Genomic DNA, 18,408 nt, shown 5'->3' with positions numbered 1-18,408 from the left:
GCCGCGCCGGGGCGGACCCAAGTTGCGTATCATGGACCGCACCATGATTCGCTGGATCATCGTCATCTTCCTGGCCCTGATGCTCATTAACTGGTTCAGCCCGTTCCTGCAGCGCATGGGCTTTGGCAAGCTGCCGGGTGATTTCCGCTTCAAGCTGTTCGGGCGCGACTGGTTCATCCCGATCACGACCACCATCCTGCTCAGTTTGCTGGCGGGGGGCATTTCGAAGCTCATATGAAAGCCTGCATCGACATCGGCGGCACCAAGGTCGCCGTGAGCTTGAACAGCGGTGCGGGGCTGGAGCTGCTGGGGCGCCGCAGCGAACCCACGGCCAAGACCGGCACCAACGATGCGCTCGCCCGCCAGGTGCTGCGCATGATCGATGAAGCCTGCGCCGATACCGGCATCGCCCCGGCCACCGTGGAGCGAGCCGGCGTTTCTTCCTGCGGCCCCTTCGTCATCCGCGACGGCATGGTCGAAGTGGCAGCGCCCAACATCTGCGGCGGCATGGCCGGCCCGGCGCGCGGGCTTCCGAACGACTGGGAAACCGCCTTGCTGGAAGCCCCGCTGCGCACGCGCTTCTCGCAGCTGCGGGTGGAGAACGACTGCGTGGCGGCCCTGGAGGCCGAACGCCGCTGGGGCGCCTTGCAGGGGTTCGATCACTGCGCCTACCTCACCTGGAGCACCGGCATCGGCGTGGGCCTGTGCGTGGATGGCCGGATCCTGCGCGGCAAGAATGGCAACGCGGGCCATGCCGGCCACACCTTCGTCTCCGACAACAACGAAGCGCTTTGCGGCTGTGGCAATGTCGGCGATGTCGAAGCGCTGGTGGCCGGCAATGCGGTGGCGCGGCGATTTGGCGCCGACGCTGCCACACTCCTCGCCCGCGCCAAGGCCGGGGACCCGAGTGCCCAGGTCACGGTCGATGAGCTGTGCCGGGTGTTGGGCCGTGCGCTGTACAACCTGGTCGCCACACTGGACCTGCAGCGCATCAGCCTGGGCGGCAGCGTGTTCTGGAACAACCGGGACTATCTGCTGCCGCGTCTTTCGGCGCAGGTGGCGGGCAAATTTCCCGCGCTCACTGCCGGCAGCGAACTGGTGGGCGCCGGGCTGGAGGACCGGGTGGGGGACTACGCAGCGCTCGCGCTGGTGGTGTAGCTAGCCCCCCTCGACGCCCACGAGCTGGGCCACCGCCTGCACGCGCGCCTTGTGGATCATCTCGCCGATCTTGGGCCCTTCGAGCTGCGCCTGCTGCGCCTGCGTTGCGATTTCATGCGTGGCAACGGCCTGCGCCGCGGCCAGGGCCGCCAGCAGGCGGGCGCGCTGGAAATAGGGGTTTTCCTCCAGGCCCAACCGGCCACGCGCGTCGCATTCACAGGCCAGCAGCGCCTGGTCGAAACGCTGGGGTTTGCGAAAGGCGTCACAACGCTCGAGCAGTCGCACCAGTGCCGTTGCGCCGAACTCGCCGCTGCGGTGAATGTTCCCGTGCTCCCGCGCCACCACGTCCGCCAGTTCCCGGCATTCCGTTGGGATACGCAGGCGGTCGCAGACCTGGCGCAGCAGCCTGGCGCTGCGCTCCTCGTGCCCGATGTGCTTGGGCAGGATCTCCACCGGCGTCGTGCCCTTGCCCAGGTCGTGCGTGAGGCAGGCGAAGCGCACGGGCAAGGGGCATTGCAATCGTGCGCTCATGTCCAGCACCATCATCAGGTGCACGCCGGTGTCGACCTCGGGGTGATACTCGGCGCGCTGCGGCACGCCCCAGAGGCGGTCGACCTCGGGCAGCAGCCGCTCCAGCGCCCCGCACTCGCGCAGCATTTCGAACATGCGCGAAGGCTTGGCCTCCATCAGGCCGCGGGAGAGTTCCTGCCAGACGCGCTCGGCCACTAGTGCATCGGCTTCGCCCGCTTGCACCATCTCGCGCATCAGCGCCAGCGTTTCCGGCGCCAGGCTGAAATCGGCGAACCGTGCGGCGAAGCGCGCCACCCGCAGGATGCGCACCGGGTCTTCACGGAAGGCCTGTGTCACGTGGCGCAGCACGCGGCTTTTCAGGTCGGCCTGGCCGCCGAACGGATCGATCAGCCGGCCCTTTTCGTCCTGGGCCATCGCGTTGACGGTGAGGTCGCGCCGGGCCAGGTCCTGTTCCAGGGTGACGTCGGGCTCCGCGTGGAAGGCGAAGCCGTGATAGCCGCGCGCCGTCTTGCGCTCGGTGCGCGCCAGCGCGTACTCCTCGCGCGTCTCGGGATGAAGGAATACCGGGAAGTCCTTGCCGACCGGCAAGTAGCCGCTCGTGATCATTTCCTGGGGAGTCGCACCCACCACCACCCAGTCGCGGTCGTTGACGGGCAAGCCCAACAGGGCATCCCGCACCGCACCGCCGACCATGTATGTTTGCATGGCGCCAGTTTACGGCGCGGCGCGCCGGTACCGCTATCCGTTCAGCCCAGCCCAGACCTGGCGCGCCCTCTGCTCGACTTCGGGCGGCGTGGGCGGCAAGGGGAGGCGGCACTCGCCCACCTCCTGGCCCAGGGTGCGCAGCATGGCCTTGATCGACATGGAGAACACCGAGGCCTCGCTGTTGATGAATTCGAATGATTCCATCAAGGCGGCGTTGATCTCGCGCGCCTTGGCCATCTGGCCCGCTTGAAAGGCGGCGACCATCTGCTGGAATTGCGGACCCGTCCAATGCGTGCTGGTGCCGACGACGCCGACGGCGCCCACCGCCAGCAGCGGGAGCGTGTACGAGTCGTCGCCGGAGTACAGGTCGAAGTGCTCGCCCGCCTGCGCTATCAGGGCGGCCGAGGCAGGCGGGTCTCCGGTTGCGTCCTTGAAGGCGACGATGTTCGGCACTTCACGGAAGAGGCGCAGCAATACTTCCTGGCTGACCCGTTTGCCGGTGCGCACGGGCACGTCGTAGATCATCACCGGCAGGTCGGTGGCGGCCGCTGCGGCGCGAAAGTGCGCCTCGATGCCGGCCTGCGGTGGCCGGTTGTAGTAGGGCGCGACCAGCAACACGCCCGCCGCGCCCAGGCCGCGCGCTTTTCGGGTCAGCGCGATGCTGTGCAGTGTGTCGTTGCTGCCGGTGCCGGCGAGGACCGGAATCGTCACCGCTTCGGCGACGGCGCGGACGAGGTCGCAGCGCTCATCGTCGGTCAAGGTCGAGGCTTCGCCGGTCGTGGCGGCGACCACCAGCCCGTCGTTGCCACGTTGCGCCAGCCAGCGTGCCAGGCGTTGCGCGGCGTCCAGGTCCAGCTGCCCATGCTTGTCGAAAGGCGTGACCATGGCGCTCATGACGGCGCCGAAATGGCGCGGCGCCGTCATCGGGAAGTTCGGTAAGGCTCGTCGAAAACGACGAAGTCCTTCTCGGCCAGGGCGTCCTCGATCCAGGCCTTGACGCCGGACAGGGCGCCGACGCGCCGGACGTAATCGGTGATGTGGCCCGGCACGGGGAGCGCGTAGTTTTTCAGGCGCATGCAAACGGGAGCGAAATAGGCATCCGCAATACTGAATTCGCCGAACAGCATCGGTCCTTTGTGCTCCTCCAGCAGTTCGGTCCACATCGAGACGATGCGTTGGACGTCCTTGCGCACGGCCGGCTGGTCGCGCCATACCAAGGCCCCAGCCTGCGGCAGGGAGGCTTCGATATTCATCGGACAGGCGCTGCGCAGGGCGGCAAACCCCGCATGCATTTCGGCGCACACGCTGCGGGCCCGCGCGCGTGCCTTCGCATCCTGCGGCCAGAGCTGCTTCTCGGGGAATTTCTCGGCCACGTATTCGGCGATGGCCAGCGTGTCCCAGACCGCCAAACCATCGTCCATCAGCACCGGGACGCGCCCCACCGGGTTGATGGACTCGATGGTCGTCTTGAAGGCAGAGCCCTCTTCGAGCGAATCGAAGCGCACCATGACCTCCTGGAACGGCATGCCCGCCTGTTTGAGCAGGACCCAGGGCCGCATGGACCAGGACGAGTAATTCTTGTTGCCGATATAGAGCTTGAGCATGGTGCCTCCTGAGTAGTCCGGATGCTACCGATGCGCCGCGCCGCGATTGATGCAAAAAAACGCGGGAATTGATGCGCTAGCAGCGCGGCTCAAGGCAGTTCGCGGTTGGGCTCGGGCCGGCTGGCATCGCGCGGCCCCACCATGCCCAGCCTGTCCTTGATCGACTGGGGCTGCCCGCTCAGGATGGCGGCATAGATAGTGGTGTTGGCCAGCACCTTCTTGACGTAGTCGCGTGTTTCATTAAATGGCACGTTCTCAGCCCAGGCTGCCGCCTCGATCACCGGGCCGTTGCGCCAGCTGCGCGGACGGCCGGGACCGGCGTTGTAGGCTGCGGCGGCCAAGGGCATGGAGCCGTCGAAGTCGTCGAGCACCAGCTTGAGGTAGCCGGTGCCGATGGCGATGTTGGTCTCGCGGTCGTTGAGCTGATCCACACTGAAGTTGGGCAGGCCGATCTTGCGTGCCGTCCAGCGGGCGGTAGCCGGCATGACCTGCATCAGACCGGAGGCGCCGACATGCGACCGCGCGTCCATGATGAAGCGGCTTTCCTGCCGGATCAGGCCATAGACATAGGCCGGCTCGAGGCCGATCTCGCGGCTGCGCCGCACCACCGATTCGCGGAAAGGCAGGGGAAAGCGCTGGTCGAAGTCGAGTTCGGCCTTGGTTCTGTCGCTCGTGTTGATGCAGCGGTCCCACACCTCACGATCGCAAGCGAGCTGGGCGGCCGCCAGCAGCTCGCGGTCGGTCATGCCGCCAGGGCGGGTCAGGTTGGTGGCGTAGTTCCACTCACGCACGCCTTCGGCCCTGATCCCCAGACCGATCGCCTGCAGGGCCCGCGCCAGGCTGGGGTTCTGGAGAGCCGCCTCTTTTTCCTGCGGTGTCAGCGCCGCAGGCCGCGCCGGCACGGTGATCTTTTGCCCCAGTTCCTCCAGGGCGAGCTGCTCATAGAAGCCGCGCACCGAGGCGATCGATTCGAGCAGCCGCTGCGCTTCCGCGCGGCGGTCGTCGCCACCCTGCGCCAGCAAGGCGCGTGCCTTCCAGTACACCCAGGTCGGTTCGCGGCTCACCTCGTCGCTCATGGCGCTGATGGCCTTGGCCAGCACCGGCCATTGGCCGAGCCGCATCGCAGCCCGCGCCTTCCACGCCAGCATGTCGTCGGTGAGGTCGTCGTCGCGGCTGACTTTGGCGAAGTACAACAGCGCGTCGTTGCCCAGGCGTTGCGCCGCCTGTTTGCCGATCACGCCCCAGACCCAGTTGCGCTCTTCGGGCGAGAGTTGCGGCCCCCATTTGTTTTCGAGCTGGCTGGCCGCGTTGTCCGCGTCGCTGGAAGCCAGCTTGATGAGCGCCAGGGAAATCATTTCCTTGCGCATCTTCGAGGCGACCGTCACCCGGCTGGTGAGGAATTTGGCCGGGCTGTTGTTGAGCTCGGCGAGCAGGCCCACCGCCTCCGGCGCCGCAATCTCCACCGCCGCAGCGGCGGCGCGAGGCCGGTTGGCCTCCACCGCCAGTCGGGCCTTGCGCCATGCATCGTTGACCGTCATGCGGCGCGGCCCCTGGCTATCGGCGATGAGGCGCGACGCGGCAAGGGTACAGCCGTCATCGGGTTCGCGCTGGGCCAGCCAGTTGCGCCGCACTTCCTCGGCAAGGCCCGGCGGCGCCGACGCGCCCTCGCGCACGTAGCTGACCAGCAGTGCGTAGCAACGCACCTCGCGGTCGTCATTCATCCGATACTTGGGGTATTCGGCGGCGAAAGTCGTCCAGTCGCGACGCTGGCCCAGCAGCAGCAGCCAGTCGTTGCGCAGGCGGTCTTCCTGGTAGGTGCCCGGGTAGCGCGCGAAGAAGTCCTGGATCTCTTGCGGCGTGGCAGTATCGAGGCGGCTTTTCAGCTCCCAGTAGGCGGCCCAGGGCTCGAGCCCGTGGCCGCGGACGGCGGGTAGCAGTTGTGCGAGTTTTTGGCGGTTGCCCTGGCGCTGTGCCTGGTTCATTTCCAGGATCAGGTCGTCTGTCTTGGTAGGGCTCTGGGCCTGGCAGGCCGCGGTCATCGAGATCAGTGTCAGAATTCTTAGCAACTTCATCTGGGGATTATGGACAAGTCACAGGAAAAAAGGGCCTTGCGCAAGCAGCTTGTCGAACAGCGGCTGAACATGCCCGATCGGTCGCTGCGGTCCGACCTGCTGCAGCGGGTCATGCGCATCTGGCTGGTCAACCGCCCCGATATCGTGATCGGTGCCTATTGGCCGATCAAGGGGGAGTTCGATCCGCTGCCGGCCCTGCATCGGTGGAAGGAAGACGGCGAATTGCTGGATGAGCCGCAGCCGCGGCGCATCGGGCTGCCCGTGGTCGACAAGCTGCATAAGACACTGAAGTTCCACGCATGGTTCCCCGGCTGTTACATGGAAGAGGATGCCTACGGCATTCCCAAGCCCAAGGACACCGAGGTCATCGTCCCCACCTTGCTGTTCGTCCCCTGCGTCGGCTACGGCACCGGTGGCTTTCGCCTGGGCTACGGCGGCGGCTTCTACGACCGCACACTGTCGACGCTGCAACCCAAGCCCTACACCGTGGGCCTGGGCTTCACCACCGGCTTCCTGGAGGACTTCGAGCCCGAGCCGCACGACGTGCCGCTGGACGCCATCCTGAACGACAACGGCGTGGTCTGGCCGATCGGCTAGTCCAGATCGTCGATGGTGTCGGGGTCGGGCACTTCGCCGATGGTTTCGCGAGTGGCCTTGCTCTGGGCCATGAGCCAGTCGCAGAAAGCCTTGATCTCAGGGCGCTGGGCACTGCGCGGGCCGATGATCAGCCAGTACGCCATGGGCGAATCCATGCGCTGATTGGGCAGGGGCTCGACCAGGTCGCCATTGGCCAGGCTCTCGGCCACCATGGGCAGCCGCGCCAGCACGACACCCTGGCCGGTGAGGGCGGCCTGCACCATCTGGTAGGCGTAGTTGAAATACAGCCAGCGCTTGGGCTGCAGCTTGGGAAAGCCGTGCTCGTCGAACCAGCGCCGCCAGGTCAGCCACTCCAGATGGGTCTGATGCGCGTCCCCTGCCTCGATGAGCGCGAACTGGGTGAGGTCGGCGGCCTTTTTCAATGGCGCACCGCTCTTGAGCAGCCAGGGGCTGACCACCGGCGTGAGCTGTTCGCCGAACAGCCGGATCGCGTGGGCCGGCATCGCGGCCGTGGGCCCATAGCGCAGGGCCAGGTCCACGTCCGCGGTTTCAAGATCCACCGAGGTGTCGGAGGCGTCGATGCGGATGTCGATGTCGGGGTTGTCGCGCTGGAACTGTTCTAGCCGCGGGATCAGCCACATCGAGGCGAAAGAAGCGAAAGTGGTCAGCGCCACCGCGCGGCGGCCGGCGGTCTGGCGGATCTGGCGTATCGCGCCGTCGATGCGGGGCAGGGCCTGCGTCACCGCCAGCAGCAGGTGCGCGCCGGCGCTGGTCAGCTCCACGGCGCGCGTGTGGCGCAGGAACAGGCTCACGCCCACTTCTTCTTCCAGTGCCTGGATCTGGCGGCTCACGGCCGACTGGGTGAGGGCCATTTCCTCGGAGGCCGCGCGGAAATTCAGGTGTCTTGCCACGGCTTCGAAGGCGCGCAGGTGGCCGGCCGAAATGGGGCGGGTGCGCAGGTGCGTCTGGGAGTGCTGCATGGGTGCCAGTTCTTGTCAGTAGGAATGCCCGCATTGATGCGAATCGGGAATCAATAGCGTAGCCGGATTTCATTGGACTGCCAAGCGCCTGTCAACGATCATTCAATGCCACGAACGCCTAACTGGAGAAAACCATGGCCTCGCAAACGCTCACCCAAACGCATCAATCCTTGTCCGCCCCGGCCCTGCCCGGCACCTGGAAGCTGGCGGCCGGCCGCGCCATCACGCTCCAGCCGAGCGAGGCAGGCATCCTGCGGGTGGCGCACGGCCAGATGTGGGCCACCTTCGATGGCCCGCACCATGGGCCGCGCAATGACCTGGGCGACCATGTCATCGCCACCGGCGGCCAGCTGCGCTTGCGCGCCGGCCAGCGACTGGTGGTCGAGGCCTGGGATGGGCAATCGCCCGCCTATTTCAGCTGGGACCCGTTGTCCGCACCCGTTCGCGTTGGCGCGCTGCGGCTGGCGCAGGTGGTTCAGCCCTTGTCGGACTTGCGCCTGGCCCTGGCGCTGGGCGCCGGCGCCGTCGGGCGGCTGGTTGCCGGCCTGGCGGGCCTGGCCTGGGACCTGGTGGCAGGCCGCAGCCGCGAAGGCCTGGCCGACTGCGCCTTCGGCGCCGAAGCCAGGGCCTGCCGCGCCTACGGTGCATGACCTGAGCCGCGCCTGCTGCGGCCATAATCCAGCGCATGGCGCGGCCCAAGTCATCCCAACACGAACTCAAACGCGATGAGATCCTGGATGTAGCCGCCCAGTGCTTTGCCGACCGCAGCTATGCGGCGGCCAGCATGAACGACATCGCCGCGGCCGGGGGCACCTCCAAGGCGCGGCTCTACCACTACTACGAGAGCAAGGAAGCAATCCTGTTCGACCTGCTGGATCGCTACACCCAGCGTTTGCTGGCCGTCATCGGCCAGGTCGAGGCGACGGCGCAACGCCGCAACCTGGACGACCGGGCGGCCCTGCACGAGCTGGTGCGCAGTTTCCTGGAGGAATACGAGAATTCGGCTACCCGCCATGTGGCGCTGCTGCACGACACCAAGTTCCTGGGCGAGACGCAGCGCGACTTGATCCTGAACCGCCAGCGCGATGTGGTTTCCGCGGTCACGCGTTTCCTGCGGCGCGCCTATCCGGTGCGGGTCGGCGAGGCCAACCAGACCCCGGTGGCGATGATGCTGTTCGGCATGATCAACTGGACCTTCACCTGGCTGCGGCCGGGCGGTCCCATGAGTTACACGGCCTTTGCCGAGGAAGTGATCGGCATGCTGGAACACGGGCTGGTGTCATGAGTGCAGTGCATGTCGTGGTCATGGGGGTGGCCGGCTGCGGCAAGTCGGCCGTGGGCCAGCGGATCGCGCAGGGCCTGGGCTTGCCGCTGATCGAAGGCGACGAATTCCATCCCGCTTCCAACGTCGACAAGATGCGCCAGGGGCTGCCCCTGACCGACCAGGACCGCGCAGGGTGGCTGCAGCTCCTGGGGCAAGAGCTTGCCCGCCACCCCGGCGGGGCGGTCCTGACCTGCTCGGCGCTCAAGCGCAACTACCGCGACAGCTTGCGGGCAGCGGTGCCGGAGCTGCGCTTCGTGCACCTGGCGCTGTCGCAGGAACAGGCACTGGGGCGCGTGGCGTCGCGCGGCGGGCATTTCTATCCGCCCAGCCTCGTGGCCAGCCAGTTCCAGGCGCTCGAGGATCCGGCGGCCGAGGCCGGCGTGCTGGTGATCGACGCCTGCCTGCCGCTGGAGGAGGTGGTCCAGCGCGCCGTCGCGTGGCTTGCCCAGCCCTCGCAGGCTTAATTCAACAATGCGTAATTGATTACGATTAGGTAAAATCGCTGTTTTCGTCGCGCGAGCCCGCGCAGCAGGAGACAAGATGTCCAAAGCCTTTGCCAGCCAGGCCGACCTGGCGGACAAGAAGATCACGTTCGAACAGCTCAGCGCTCATTGCTGGGCCTACACCGCCGAGGGCGATCCGAACTCGGGCGTGATCATCGGCGAGAAGTTCATCATGGTCAGCGACGCGACGGCTACGCCCGCGATGGCGCAAGACCTGATCGGCCGCATCCGCCAGGTGAGCAAGAAGCCGATCAAATATGTGCTGCTCACGCACTACCACGCCGTGCGCGTGCTGGGCGCCAGCGCCTACGCCGCCGAAGGTGCCACCGAGATCATCGCTAGCCAGGGCACGCTGGACCTGATCATCGAGCGTGGCAAGGAAGACATGCAGTCGGAGATGGAGCGCTTCCCGCGCCTGTTCCGCAACGCCGAAAGCGTGCCGGGCCTGACCTGGCCGACGATGGTGATCGGTGGCGGCAATCCGGTGAAGGGCGAAGTGCCCGGCAAGTTGACGGTGGACCTGGGCGGCGTGAAGGTGCAGATCTGGCATCCCGGCCCCGGCCACACCCGCGGCGACACCATCGCCTGGGTCGAAGACGAGAAGGTGCTGTTCTCCGGCGACCTGGTGGAATACGAGGCCGGGGTCTACACCGGCGATGCGCACCTGGAGGAATGGCCGGCGACGCTGGAAGCGCTGCGCGCGCTGCGAGCGGAGGCCATCGTGCCCGGGCGCGGTGAAGCCATGAAAGGCGCGGCGGAAGTGAACAAGGCGCTGGACTACACCAAGCGCTGGGTGGAGACCTTGTATGCCTCGGCCAAGGAAGCGGCCGCCGCCAACATGGACTTGAAGGCGGCCATGGAGCACACGCGCAAGCGCATGGACCCGGTGTTCGGCCATGTCTTCATCTACGAGCACTGCCTGCCGTTCGACGTGAGCCGCGCCTACGACGAGGCGCGCGGCATCAAGAACCCGCGCATCTGGACCGCGGAGCGCGACAAGGAGATGTGGGAGGCCTTGCAGGCCTGAGCGCGCCTTGTAGGCCGGCGCCGACAAGCCGGCCGCTTGGCAGACGACACAATTGATGGGCTGGCCCTCCTAAGCTGGTTCCTCCCAACAGGAGTGAACCAGCATGTCCAAATCCACGCCGCGCATCCTGCAGCAGCAGCCGGCGCGCCAGAGCGATGCCCAGCAGCAACAGTCGGGCTCGAACGACTTCCAGCCCAAGCCCGCAGCCCAGAAAAAGGAGCAGCAGATGGGCGAGGGCAGCTATGAAGCCAGCCGCGACTTCAAGCAAAGGGCCGAGGAATACATGAAGAAGGCCGACATCGAGAAGGATGCCGCAGCCGCCAAGCCCCGCTCCGAGGAGGAAGCGCGCGAACTCGAGAAGGCCGAAGAGGAAGGCCGCTCGCATTCCAAGGGCGAGCGCTAGTCAGGCCCGCTGGCGCCGGCCGATCCTGCGTGCCGCCCAGAGGGTGGCCACCGCCAGTGACGACAGCGCGGCCGACAGGCCGACCACGCCACCCCACTGCAGGGCACTGCCGCTGGCCAGCGGACCCACGGTGCCCCCCAGGGTATAGCCCGTGATCATGGCGGCCGCACCGCCGGCTGTGGCGCGGCCCGCGAATTCGTGGGCCACGCGGATCATGGCGAGCGTGTAGAGCGCGCCCCCCACGCCGCCCCAGACCAGACCGACCAGCCAGAGCAGCCAGGGCGCGCGGCCGGCCAGCGCGAACGCCAGGCTGGCGGCGAGCAACAGCAGCGCCGCCGAAGAAAACACGCTGGAGGCCTTGAAGCGGTCCGCCGCAGCGCCCGCCGGATACTGGCAAAGAAAGCTGCCCACGCCGATGGCCCCGGCCACGCTGGCGGCGGCGCTCAAGTTCAGCCCGGTGCCGGACGCATAAGCCGCGCTGACCGAGCCCAGTCCCGCCTCGAACACGCCGCCGGTGAAGGCGATCCCCGCCAGCACGGGCACCGATCGCAGGGCATGCCAGGTGCCGCTTTGCGCGTGGGGCGGTGGTTCGCTCGTCGCATGCCGGGGGATGGCCAGCGCGATCGCGCAGCACACCACCACGACCACGGCCGCGGCCCACAGCACGGGGCGAGCGCCCCAGCCCAGCAGAGCCGGAACGAAAGGACCCAGCGCCAGCGCCGCGCCCAGTGAGGTCTGGTACAGGCCCATGACCCTGCCGCGCCGCTCGGGCGGCGCCTCGCGGGCCAGCAGCGCCTCCGTCGCATTCCACAGCGCGGCGGCGCCCATGCCGCTGGCCACGGAGGCGGCAGACCATACGCCCAGGCTGTCTCCGGCGGCATAGCCCAGGGCGCCGCCCAATTGCAGCAAGCAGCCCCATTGGTAGGCGCGCACTATGCCCCAGCGCGCCAGGACCGTGGGCACGACCGGGATCAGAAGGGCGATGAGCGCGAAGGGGATCATGGCGAAGGCGCCCACGGCGGCAGTGCTGTAGCCGGCTTGCTGCAGGCTGATGGCCATCACCGGCGCCGCCATGGCGAAGGCCAGCACGATCAGCGTCGTGCAGGCGCCGAGGCGCCAGACCACCCACATGGCGGAAGCGCCCTTCATTGCTGTGCCGAGAGTTCGCGCAGATCGCGCTGGTAGGCCCGCAGCCTCTGGACGGCGGCCTCGCGCTGTGCCCCGACCGTGCTGTTGTGCAGTACCGAAACGCCGCGGCAGGCTTCCTCCATCAGCGCTTGCTGGTAGCTGCGGTAGGCCGGGTCGGGCGAATACTGGGCCCGCTGGAGGTAGCCGCGCAGCAGGCCCCGTGCCTCGCTGAACGGCACCGGCTGGCCCGCGAGCTTGCGCAGGGTCTGCAGCGCGTCCTGCTGGCGGCGCTGGCGCTCGGCCAGGATCCGCTGCGGATCGAAGATGGATTGCTCGATGTGCCGGCGCAAGGCGCTGCGCTGTGGCGCGTCGAGCCGGCCGTAGATCATTTCGCTGCGCTCCAGGAACTGCTGCAAGCGCTTGTCGATCAGCTCGGAGGGCGAGAGCTGCCCCCACGCCTTGCGAAAGTCGGCATTGTTCTTCTGGTACTTGCGTTCCAGGTGCCGCAGCTGCTCGGGCCCGAGGCCCATGGCCAGCGTGACCACGGCGGGCTCGGCACTCTCGGTCACCGCTTGCAGGCGTTCGCGCAACTGGGGGACGAAAGCGCAGGCCTGGGCGGCGCTGATGTCGCCGGGCACGAGTTCTTCAAAGGCGCGCAGCACCGCCTGCAGGCGAGGCAGTTCCTGGGTGCGGTGCCACAGGTGCAAGCGGCCCAGGTCTTCCCGCACAGGCGCGGCCTGCTCCTCGGTGAAGTCTATGTAGCCATCCAGCCACCAATACGCCACTTCTCCCAGGTTGTTGTACCCCAGCTTGATGGCGCTGCAGCCCGCCAGCGCCGCGGCGACTGCCAGCAGACCGATAATCCGGGCAACTGTTGACGAGATGGTCGTCAAGAAACAAGGAAAGTGCATGACAGCGATCGATGTGGTCATCATGGCCGCGGGCAAGGGCACGCGGATGAAAAGTCGCCTGCCCAAAGTGTTGCATCGTCTGGGCGGCCGCCCATTGTTGCAGCATGTGATCGACAGCGTGGCGGCGCTCCATGTGCGGCGCATCGTCGTCATCACGGGCAACGGGGCCGAGCAGGTCGAGGCGGCGGTGGCGGGCTGGCCCGCGGCGGACGGCAAGGCGGAAACGGTTTTCGTGCGCCAGGAGCCCCAGCTGGGAACGGGCCACGCGGTGCAGCAGGTCGTGCCGGTGTTGCCCGACGACGGCACCACGCTGATCCTGAACGGCGACGTGCCGCTGATCGCCGCCGCCACCTTGCAGAGCCTGGTGGAGCGCAGCGCCGGCAAGCGGCTGGCGCTGCTGACCGTGGACATACCCGATCCCACCGGCTACGGCCGCGTGCTGCGGGCCGGCGAGGCCGTGCGGGCGATCGTGGAGCACAAGGATGCGAGCGAGGAACAACGGCGGATTCGCGAGGTTTACACCGGCTTCATGGCGGTGCCGAACGCCTCGCTCAAGCGCTGGCTGGCGGGCCTGAGCAACGACAACGCCCAGGGCGAGTACTACCTGACCGGTATCGTCGAGCTGGCGGTGAAGGAGGGCGCCGAGGTGACGGCTGTCAAGGCGCCCGACCAGGTGCAGGTCGACGGCGTGAACAGCCCGATCCAGCTGGCCGATCTGGAGCGCGCGTTCCAGCTGCGCCAGGCCCGCGAACTGATGGAGGCCGGTGTGCGGCTGGCGGACCCCGCGCGTTTTGACCTTCGCGGCCGGCTCGAATGCGCGCAGGACGTGGAGATCGACGTCAACTGCGTGTTCGAGGGCCGGGTTTCGCTGGGCGAAGGCGTGAAGATCGGGGCCAACTGCGTGATAGCCAATGCCAGCATCGCAGCCGGCGCGGTGATTCATCCGTTCACCTTCATCGATGGAGAAAGGTCCGGCGCGCGCGTGGGCGAAGGCGCGCTGGTCGGGCCATTTGCCCGCCTTCGCCCCGGCGCCGATCTGGGGCCGGAGGTGCATGTGGGCAACTTCGTCGAGATCAAGAATTCCACCCTGGGACGCGGCGCCAAGGCCAATCACCTGGCCTATCTGGGCGATGCCACGGTGGGTGAGCGCGTCAACTATGGAGCGGGCGCTATCACTGCCAACTACGATGGCGCCAACAAGCACCGCACCGTGATCGAGGACGACGTGCACATCGGCAGCAATTGCGTGCTGGTGGCGCCGGTCACCATCGGCCGCGGCGGCACCGTGGGCGGTGGCTCGACCATCACCAAGGACACGGCGCCCGGCACATTGGCGGTGGCGCGGGGCAAGCAGGCCAGCATCGCCAACTGGCAGCGGCCGAAAAAAGCCGGCAAATAGGGCGGCTAGGCGCGGGCGCCGCCCAGGGGCAGCCTCGGCTCGAATTTCGCGCGGCGGATCGAAAAGAACGCCTTGACGTTGCGCACGTTGGCATCGCTCGTGAAAAGCCGCTGCGCCAGCGCCAGGTAGCCCGGCATGTCCTGGGCGTGGACGATCAGGATGAAGTCCGGTCCCGGCGACACGCGGTAGCACTGCTGCACGGCTTCGTCGGACACGATCCGCGCCTCGAAGGCCTCCTGCTCTTCCTGCCCCTGGCGCTCCAGCGTGATCTCCACCACGGCTTGCAGGCCGTGCCCCAGCAAGGGCGCCAGCCGGTCGGCGCTGAGGATCGCGATCTGGCGCTCGATGAGGCCGGCTTCGCGCAACCGCTTGACCCGGCGCAGGCAGGTGGGTGGCGACACGTGGACGCGCTGTGCCAGATCCTGGTTGCTGAGCGATGCGTCGAGCTGGAGCTGGTCGAGCAGCGCCAGATCGATGGTGTCCAAAGACAATTGTTCCGAAACTTGATCCATGAAGAAATTATATTTCTCATTAGAACTGTAGAGAAATAATGTTCCTAAATTGAAGAAAAGTAGATCGCATATTTCACATGGTCGAGCCTACAGTAGCGGCTCAAGCAAACGGAGCTCCTCATGTGCGGTATCGTCGGCGCGGTCTCAACACGCAACATCGTCCCCATCCTCGTCCAAGGCCTGCAGCGGCTCGAGTACCGCGGCTATGACTCGTGCGGCGTCGCGGTCTACGCCGAAGGCCTGAAGCGCGCCCGCAGCACCGACCGCGTGGCCAAATTGTTGACCCAGGTGGATGAAGAGCATCTGCAGGGCACAACCGGCATTGCCCATACGCGCTGGGCTACCCACGGCGCCCCGGCCGTGCACAACGCCCATCCCCACTTCAGCCACGGCCCGGGCAAGAGCGCCAGCGGCAAACCCGGGCGCGTCGCGCTGGTCCATAACGGCATCATCGAGAACCACGATGAATTGCGGGCCGCCCTCAAGGCCAAAGGCTACGAATTCAACAGCCAGACCGACACCGAGGTGATCTGCCACCTGATCGACAGCCTGTACGAAGGCGACCTGTTCGAGGCAGTGAAGGCGGGCATCTCCCAGCTGCATGGCGCCTACGCAATCGCAGTGTTCTGCAAGGACGAGCCGCACCGTGTGATCGGTGCCCGTGCCGGCTCGCCGCTGATCCTGGGCGTCGGAAAGGAAGGCGGCGAGCATTTCCTGGCCAGCGATGCCATGGCGCTGGCGGGCGTGACCGACCAGATCGTCTACTTGGAAGAAGGCGACTTGGTCGACATGCAGTTGGGCAAGTACTGGGTGATCGACAAGGCCCACAAGCCGGCGGCCCGCCCGGTCAAGACCGTGCACGCGCACAGTGGCGCGGCCGAGCTGGGCCCGTACCGCCACTACATGCAAAAGGAAATCTTCGAGCAGCCGCGCGCCGTGGCCGACACGCTCGAGGGCGTGCAAGCGATCGTGCCCGAGCTCTTCGAAGCATCCGGAAATCACCGTCCCGGTGAGGGCGCTCACCGCGTCTTCAACGAGATCGATTCGGTGCTGATCCTGGCCTGCGGCACCAGCTACTACAGCGGCTGCACCGCCAAGTACTGGCTGGAGAGCATCGCCAAGATCCCGACCCAAGTCGAGATCGCGAGCGAGTACCGCTACCGCGACACCGTGCCCAACCCGCGCACGCTGGTGGTGACCATCAGCCAATCGGGGGAAACCGCCGACACGCTCGCAGCGCTGCGCCATGCACAAAGCCAGGGGATGACCCATACGCTGACGGTGTGCAACGTGTCCACCTCGGCCATGGTTCGCGAATGCAAGCTGGCCTACATCACGCGGGCGGGCGTCGAGATCGGCGTCGCTTCCACCAAGGCCTTCACCACCCAGCTGGCCGGCCTGTTCCTGCTGACGCTTGCCCTGGCGCAGGCGAAGGGCCGGCTGACCGAATCACAGGAGGCGGCGCACCTGAAGGCCATGCGGCACCTGCCGGCGGCGCTTTCCGCCGTGCTGGCGCTGGAGCCGCAGCTGATCAGCTGGTCGGAGGATTTCGCGGGCAAGGAGAACGCCCTATTCCTGGGCCGCGGCCTGCACTATCCGATCGCGCTCGAAGGCGCGCTCAAGCTCAAGGAGATCACGTACATCCACGCGGAAGCCTATGCCGCCGGTGAGCTCAAGCACGGGCCGCTGGCCCTGGTGACCAGCGAGATGCCGGTGGTGACCGTGGCGCCGAACGATGCACTGCTCGAAAAACTCAAGAGCAACATGCAGGAAGTGCGCGCCCGCGGCGGCGTGCTCTACGTGCTGGCCGATGCCGACTCGCGCATCGAAAGCGAAGAAGGCATCCACGTGATCCGCATGCCCGAACACTACGGACCGCTCAGTCCGCTACTGCATGTGGTGCCGCTGCAGTTGCTGGCGTACCACACCGCTTGCGCGCGTGGCACGGATGTGGACAAGCCGAGGAACCTGGCGAAGAGTGTGACGGTCGAGTGATTCTCGGGGGTGGCGGTACTTTTTTTTTGGAGGTTGATCCGACCAAACAAAGTCGAAAACACAGCTCAACGTGATCCGCGAGTCGGCGAATTGCGGCGGCGAGACAACGCCGATTCTTGATACAGATCAACACGCGCCGATCCGCCGCCTCCTAACATCGTCGCCTTTGGCTTCCGCGCTCGCGCAATCCCAATGACCGTCGACTTCACCCGGCCTGTTCCCCCCGATGCTCCGCTGCCCCACCGCAAGGTCCTGCGCCAGTGGCTGCTGCCGCTCTCCGCCAAGGCGACCACGCTCGCTTTAGTGCTGCTGTTGGTCGACTGGCTGCTGCTCGCCGCGGCGATCGCCGGCACCGTGCTGCTGCAGCCGGCCTGGGCGAAGCTGATGTGCGGGTTGGCGGCCGGCTTCGTGATCGGGCGCCTGTTCATCATCGGCCACGACGCCTGCCACCAGAGCTTGACGCCCCACCGGACCCTGAACAAATGGATAGGGCGTATCGCCTTCCTGCCCTCGCTCACGCCCTATAGCCTCTGGGACATAGGACACAACGTCGTGCATCACGGCTACACCAACCTCAAGGGCTTCGACTTCGTGTGGGCGCCCTACACGCGCGAGGAGTTCGCCGCGCTGTCACCGGGACAGCGCCTGCTGGGCCGCATCTACCGCAGCGGCTGGACGCCGGGCTTGTACTACATGGTGGAAATCTGGTGGAAGCGCATGTTCTTTCCGAACCGGCGGCATATGCCCACCAGCCGTCCGATGTTCCTGCTCGACAACCTCTTGGTGAGTGCCTTCGGCCTGTTCTGGGCTGCCGGCTTGGTCGCGACAGCCCTGGCGACGGGGCAGTCCGTTACCGTGCTGCTGCTAACCGGTTGGGTGGCTCCGTTCCTTTTCTGGTGCGCCATGATCGGGTTCGTGGTGTACGTCCATCACACGCACACGGCGGTCTCTTGGCACGAGGAGCGCGGTGCCTGGTCGAGAGCTCAGCCGTTTGTATCGACCACCGTGCACCTGACCTTTCCGCCGGCGATAGGCGGCCTGCTGCACCACATCATGGAGCACACGGCACACCATGTGGACATGGGCATCCCGCTGTACCGCCTGCGTCAGGCGCAGGCCACGCTGGAGAAGATGCTGCCTGGTCGCATTGTGGTGCAGCGCTTCTCCTGGCGCTGGTACTTCGAAACGGCGCGACGCTGCAAGCTCTATGACTTCACGCGACGCTGCTGGACCGACTACGCCGGCCGCGCCACCAGCGAGCCGCTAGGGGCCTGAGGCTCGCGCCACGGCCCGTGCGCCGTTACCTCCCGCGCATTGGACAGTAAGTTGCGTGGCTGCGATCTCACCAGCGTGAGAGTGCGCGACGTCGTCTTAGGCGGGACTTTGGCATCTCGCGCGATCGGGGCAACCTGTGTTCGAGTCGCGACCGCAGACGCCAGACGCGAGTCTGAGTCGCAAGAACGTCCTCAGCCTCCGAGGTGCCTAATGATGTGATGCACTTCGACCCGGATGGCATCACTTCCGAAGACCACGCGCTTCTCCGACATTTCCTGCATTTT

General features: G+C 66.7%; 19 protein-coding genes. 11 read left to right on the top strand and 8 right to left on the bottom strand.

Annotation, left to right across the window (positions count from 1 at the left end; all coding sequences use genetic code 11):
- The first annotated feature begins 43 nt into the window (after window positions 1–43).
- Window positions 44–238, top strand: a complete 195-nt coding sequence (locus tag HNE04_RS09970; RefSeq protein ID WP_172218486.1) for a DUF2905 domain-containing protein — start codon at window positions 44–46, stop codon at window positions 236–238.
- Window positions 235–1,158: an ROK family protein gene (locus tag HNE04_RS09965; RefSeq protein ID WP_172218381.1), complete on the top strand. Its 924-nt coding sequence runs from the start codon at window positions 235–237 to the stop codon at window positions 1,156–1,158. The genes HNE04_RS09970 and HNE04_RS09965 overlap by 4 nt, the downstream gene beginning before the upstream one ends.
- Here HNE04_RS09965 and HNE04_RS09960 read toward each other — a convergent pair whose 3' ends face one another.
- The 4 genes from HNE04_RS09960 to HNE04_RS09945 all read right to left on the bottom strand — a co-directional run bounded on the left by HNE04_RS09960 (window position 1,159) and on the right by HNE04_RS09945 (window position 6,070).
- A complete protein-coding gene (locus tag HNE04_RS09960) occupies window positions 1,159–2,394 on the bottom strand; it encodes a multifunctional CCA addition/repair protein (protein WP_172218380.1) in 1,236 nt (411 codons plus the stop codon).
- Between the two features lie 33 nt (window positions 2,395–2,427).
- Window positions 2,428–3,318 carry a 4-hydroxy-tetrahydrodipicolinate synthase gene (gene dapA, locus HNE04_RS09955; RefSeq protein WP_172218379.1) on the bottom strand — a complete coding sequence of 297 codons (891 nt, stop codon included), beginning with the start codon at window positions 3,316–3,318 and terminating at the stop codon, window positions 2,428–2,430.
- On the bottom strand, window positions 3,315–3,998 hold the full coding sequence (locus tag HNE04_RS09950) for a glutathione S-transferase family protein (RefSeq protein WP_172218378.1): 684 nt from the start codon (window positions 3,996–3,998) through the stop codon (window positions 3,315–3,317). Before HNE04_RS09950 ends, dapA begins: the two co-directional genes overlap by 4 nt.
- An 89-nt stretch (window positions 3,999–4,087) precedes the next feature.
- Entirely contained in the window at window positions 4,088–6,070 is a 1,983-nt protein-coding gene (locus HNE04_RS09945) for a lytic transglycosylase domain-containing protein (protein WP_172218377.1), read from the bottom strand.
- 9 nt (window positions 6,071–6,079) lie between these two features.
- Here HNE04_RS09945 and HNE04_RS09940 point away from each other — a divergent pair, with 9 nt between their 5' ends.
- Window positions 6,080–6,667, top strand: a complete 588-nt coding sequence (locus tag HNE04_RS09940) for a 5-formyltetrahydrofolate cyclo-ligase (RefSeq protein ID WP_172218376.1) — start codon at window positions 6,080–6,082, stop codon at window positions 6,665–6,667.
- Here the strand turns inward: HNE04_RS09940 and HNE04_RS09935 are convergent.
- Window positions 6,664–7,647, bottom strand: coding sequence for a LysR substrate-binding domain-containing protein (locus HNE04_RS09935; protein ID WP_172218375.1), 984 nt, complete (start codon window positions 7,645–7,647; stop codon window positions 6,664–6,666). The two genes, HNE04_RS09940 and HNE04_RS09935, sit on opposite strands and share 4 nt — an antisense overlap.
- A gap of 134 nt (window positions 7,648–7,781) precedes the next feature.
- Here HNE04_RS09935 and HNE04_RS09930 point away from each other — a divergent pair, with 134 nt between their 5' ends.
- The 5 genes from HNE04_RS09930 to HNE04_RS09910 all read left to right on the top strand — a co-directional run bounded on the left by HNE04_RS09930 (window position 7,782) and on the right by HNE04_RS09910 (window position 10,904).
- A complete protein-coding gene (locus HNE04_RS09930) occupies window positions 7,782–8,297 on the top strand; it encodes a DUF2917 domain-containing protein (protein ID WP_172218374.1) in 516 nt (171 codons plus the stop codon).
- 35 nt (window positions 8,298–8,332) lie between these two features.
- Window positions 8,333–8,932 (top strand): TetR/AcrR family transcriptional regulator, encoded by a 600-nt coding sequence (locus HNE04_RS09925; protein ID WP_172218373.1) that lies wholly within the window; start codon window positions 8,333–8,335, stop codon window positions 8,930–8,932.
- Entirely contained in the window at window positions 8,929–9,435 is a 507-nt protein-coding gene (locus HNE04_RS09920) for a gluconokinase (RefSeq protein WP_172218372.1), read from the top strand. Before HNE04_RS09925 ends, HNE04_RS09920 begins: the two co-directional genes overlap by 4 nt.
- Window positions 9,436–9,511: 76 nt before the next feature.
- On the top strand, window positions 9,512–10,501 hold the full coding sequence (locus HNE04_RS09915) for an MBL fold metallo-hydrolase (RefSeq protein ID WP_172218371.1): 990 nt from the start codon (window positions 9,512–9,514) through the stop codon (window positions 10,499–10,501).
- A gap of 103 nt (window positions 10,502–10,604) precedes the next feature.
- Entirely contained in the window at window positions 10,605–10,904 is a 300-nt protein-coding gene (locus HNE04_RS09910) for a hypothetical protein (protein ID WP_172218370.1), read from the top strand.
- On the opposite strand, the gene HNE04_RS09905 is transcribed toward HNE04_RS09910, so the two are convergent.
- Both HNE04_RS09905 and HNE04_RS09900 read right to left on the bottom strand, forming a co-directional pair.
- Window positions 10,905–12,053 (bottom strand): MFS transporter, encoded by a 1,149-nt coding sequence (locus HNE04_RS09905; RefSeq protein ID WP_172218369.1) that lies wholly within the window; start codon window positions 12,051–12,053, stop codon window positions 10,905–10,907.
- Window positions 12,050–12,925 carry a DUF6279 family lipoprotein gene (locus HNE04_RS09900; RefSeq protein WP_235964905.1) on the bottom strand — a complete coding sequence of 292 codons (876 nt, stop codon included), beginning with the start codon at window positions 12,923–12,925 and terminating at the stop codon, window positions 12,050–12,052. Before HNE04_RS09900 ends, HNE04_RS09905 begins: the two co-directional genes overlap by 4 nt.
- 16 nt (window positions 12,926–12,941) lie before the next feature.
- Between HNE04_RS09900 and glmU the strand changes: the two genes are divergently transcribed.
- Window positions 12,942–14,342, top strand: a complete 1,401-nt coding sequence (glmU, locus tag HNE04_RS09895) for a bifunctional UDP-N-acetylglucosamine diphosphorylase/glucosamine-1-phosphate N-acetyltransferase GlmU (RefSeq protein ID WP_172218367.1) — start codon at window positions 12,942–12,944, stop codon at window positions 14,340–14,342.
- Window positions 14,343–14,347: 5 nt separating this feature from the next.
- Here the strand turns inward: glmU and HNE04_RS09890 are convergent, their stop codons facing one another.
- Window positions 14,348–14,854 (bottom strand): Lrp/AsnC family transcriptional regulator, encoded by a 507-nt coding sequence (locus HNE04_RS09890; RefSeq protein ID WP_172218366.1) that lies wholly within the window; start codon window positions 14,852–14,854, stop codon window positions 14,348–14,350.
- 120 nt (window positions 14,855–14,974) lie between these two features.
- Between HNE04_RS09890 and glmS the strand changes: the two genes are divergently transcribed.
- On the top strand, window positions 14,975–16,849 hold the full coding sequence (glmS, locus tag HNE04_RS09885; protein WP_172218365.1) for a glutamine--fructose-6-phosphate transaminase (isomerizing): 1,875 nt from the start codon (window positions 14,975–14,977) through the stop codon (window positions 16,847–16,849).
- Window positions 16,850–17,041: 192 nt separating this feature from the next.
- A complete protein-coding gene (locus HNE04_RS09880; protein WP_172218364.1) occupies window positions 17,042–18,124 on the top strand; it encodes a fatty acid desaturase in 1,083 nt (360 codons plus the stop codon).
- The last annotated feature ends 284 nt before the right edge of the window (window positions 18,125–18,408 follow it).

The sequence above is a fragment of the Caenimonas soli genome, from assembly GCF_013155545.1.
In the GTDB taxonomy this organism is placed as follows: domain Bacteria; phylum Pseudomonadota; class Gammaproteobacteria; order Burkholderiales; family Burkholderiaceae_C; genus Ramlibacter; species Ramlibacter soli.
This window is presented reverse-complemented; position numbering and strand designations above follow the sequence as displayed.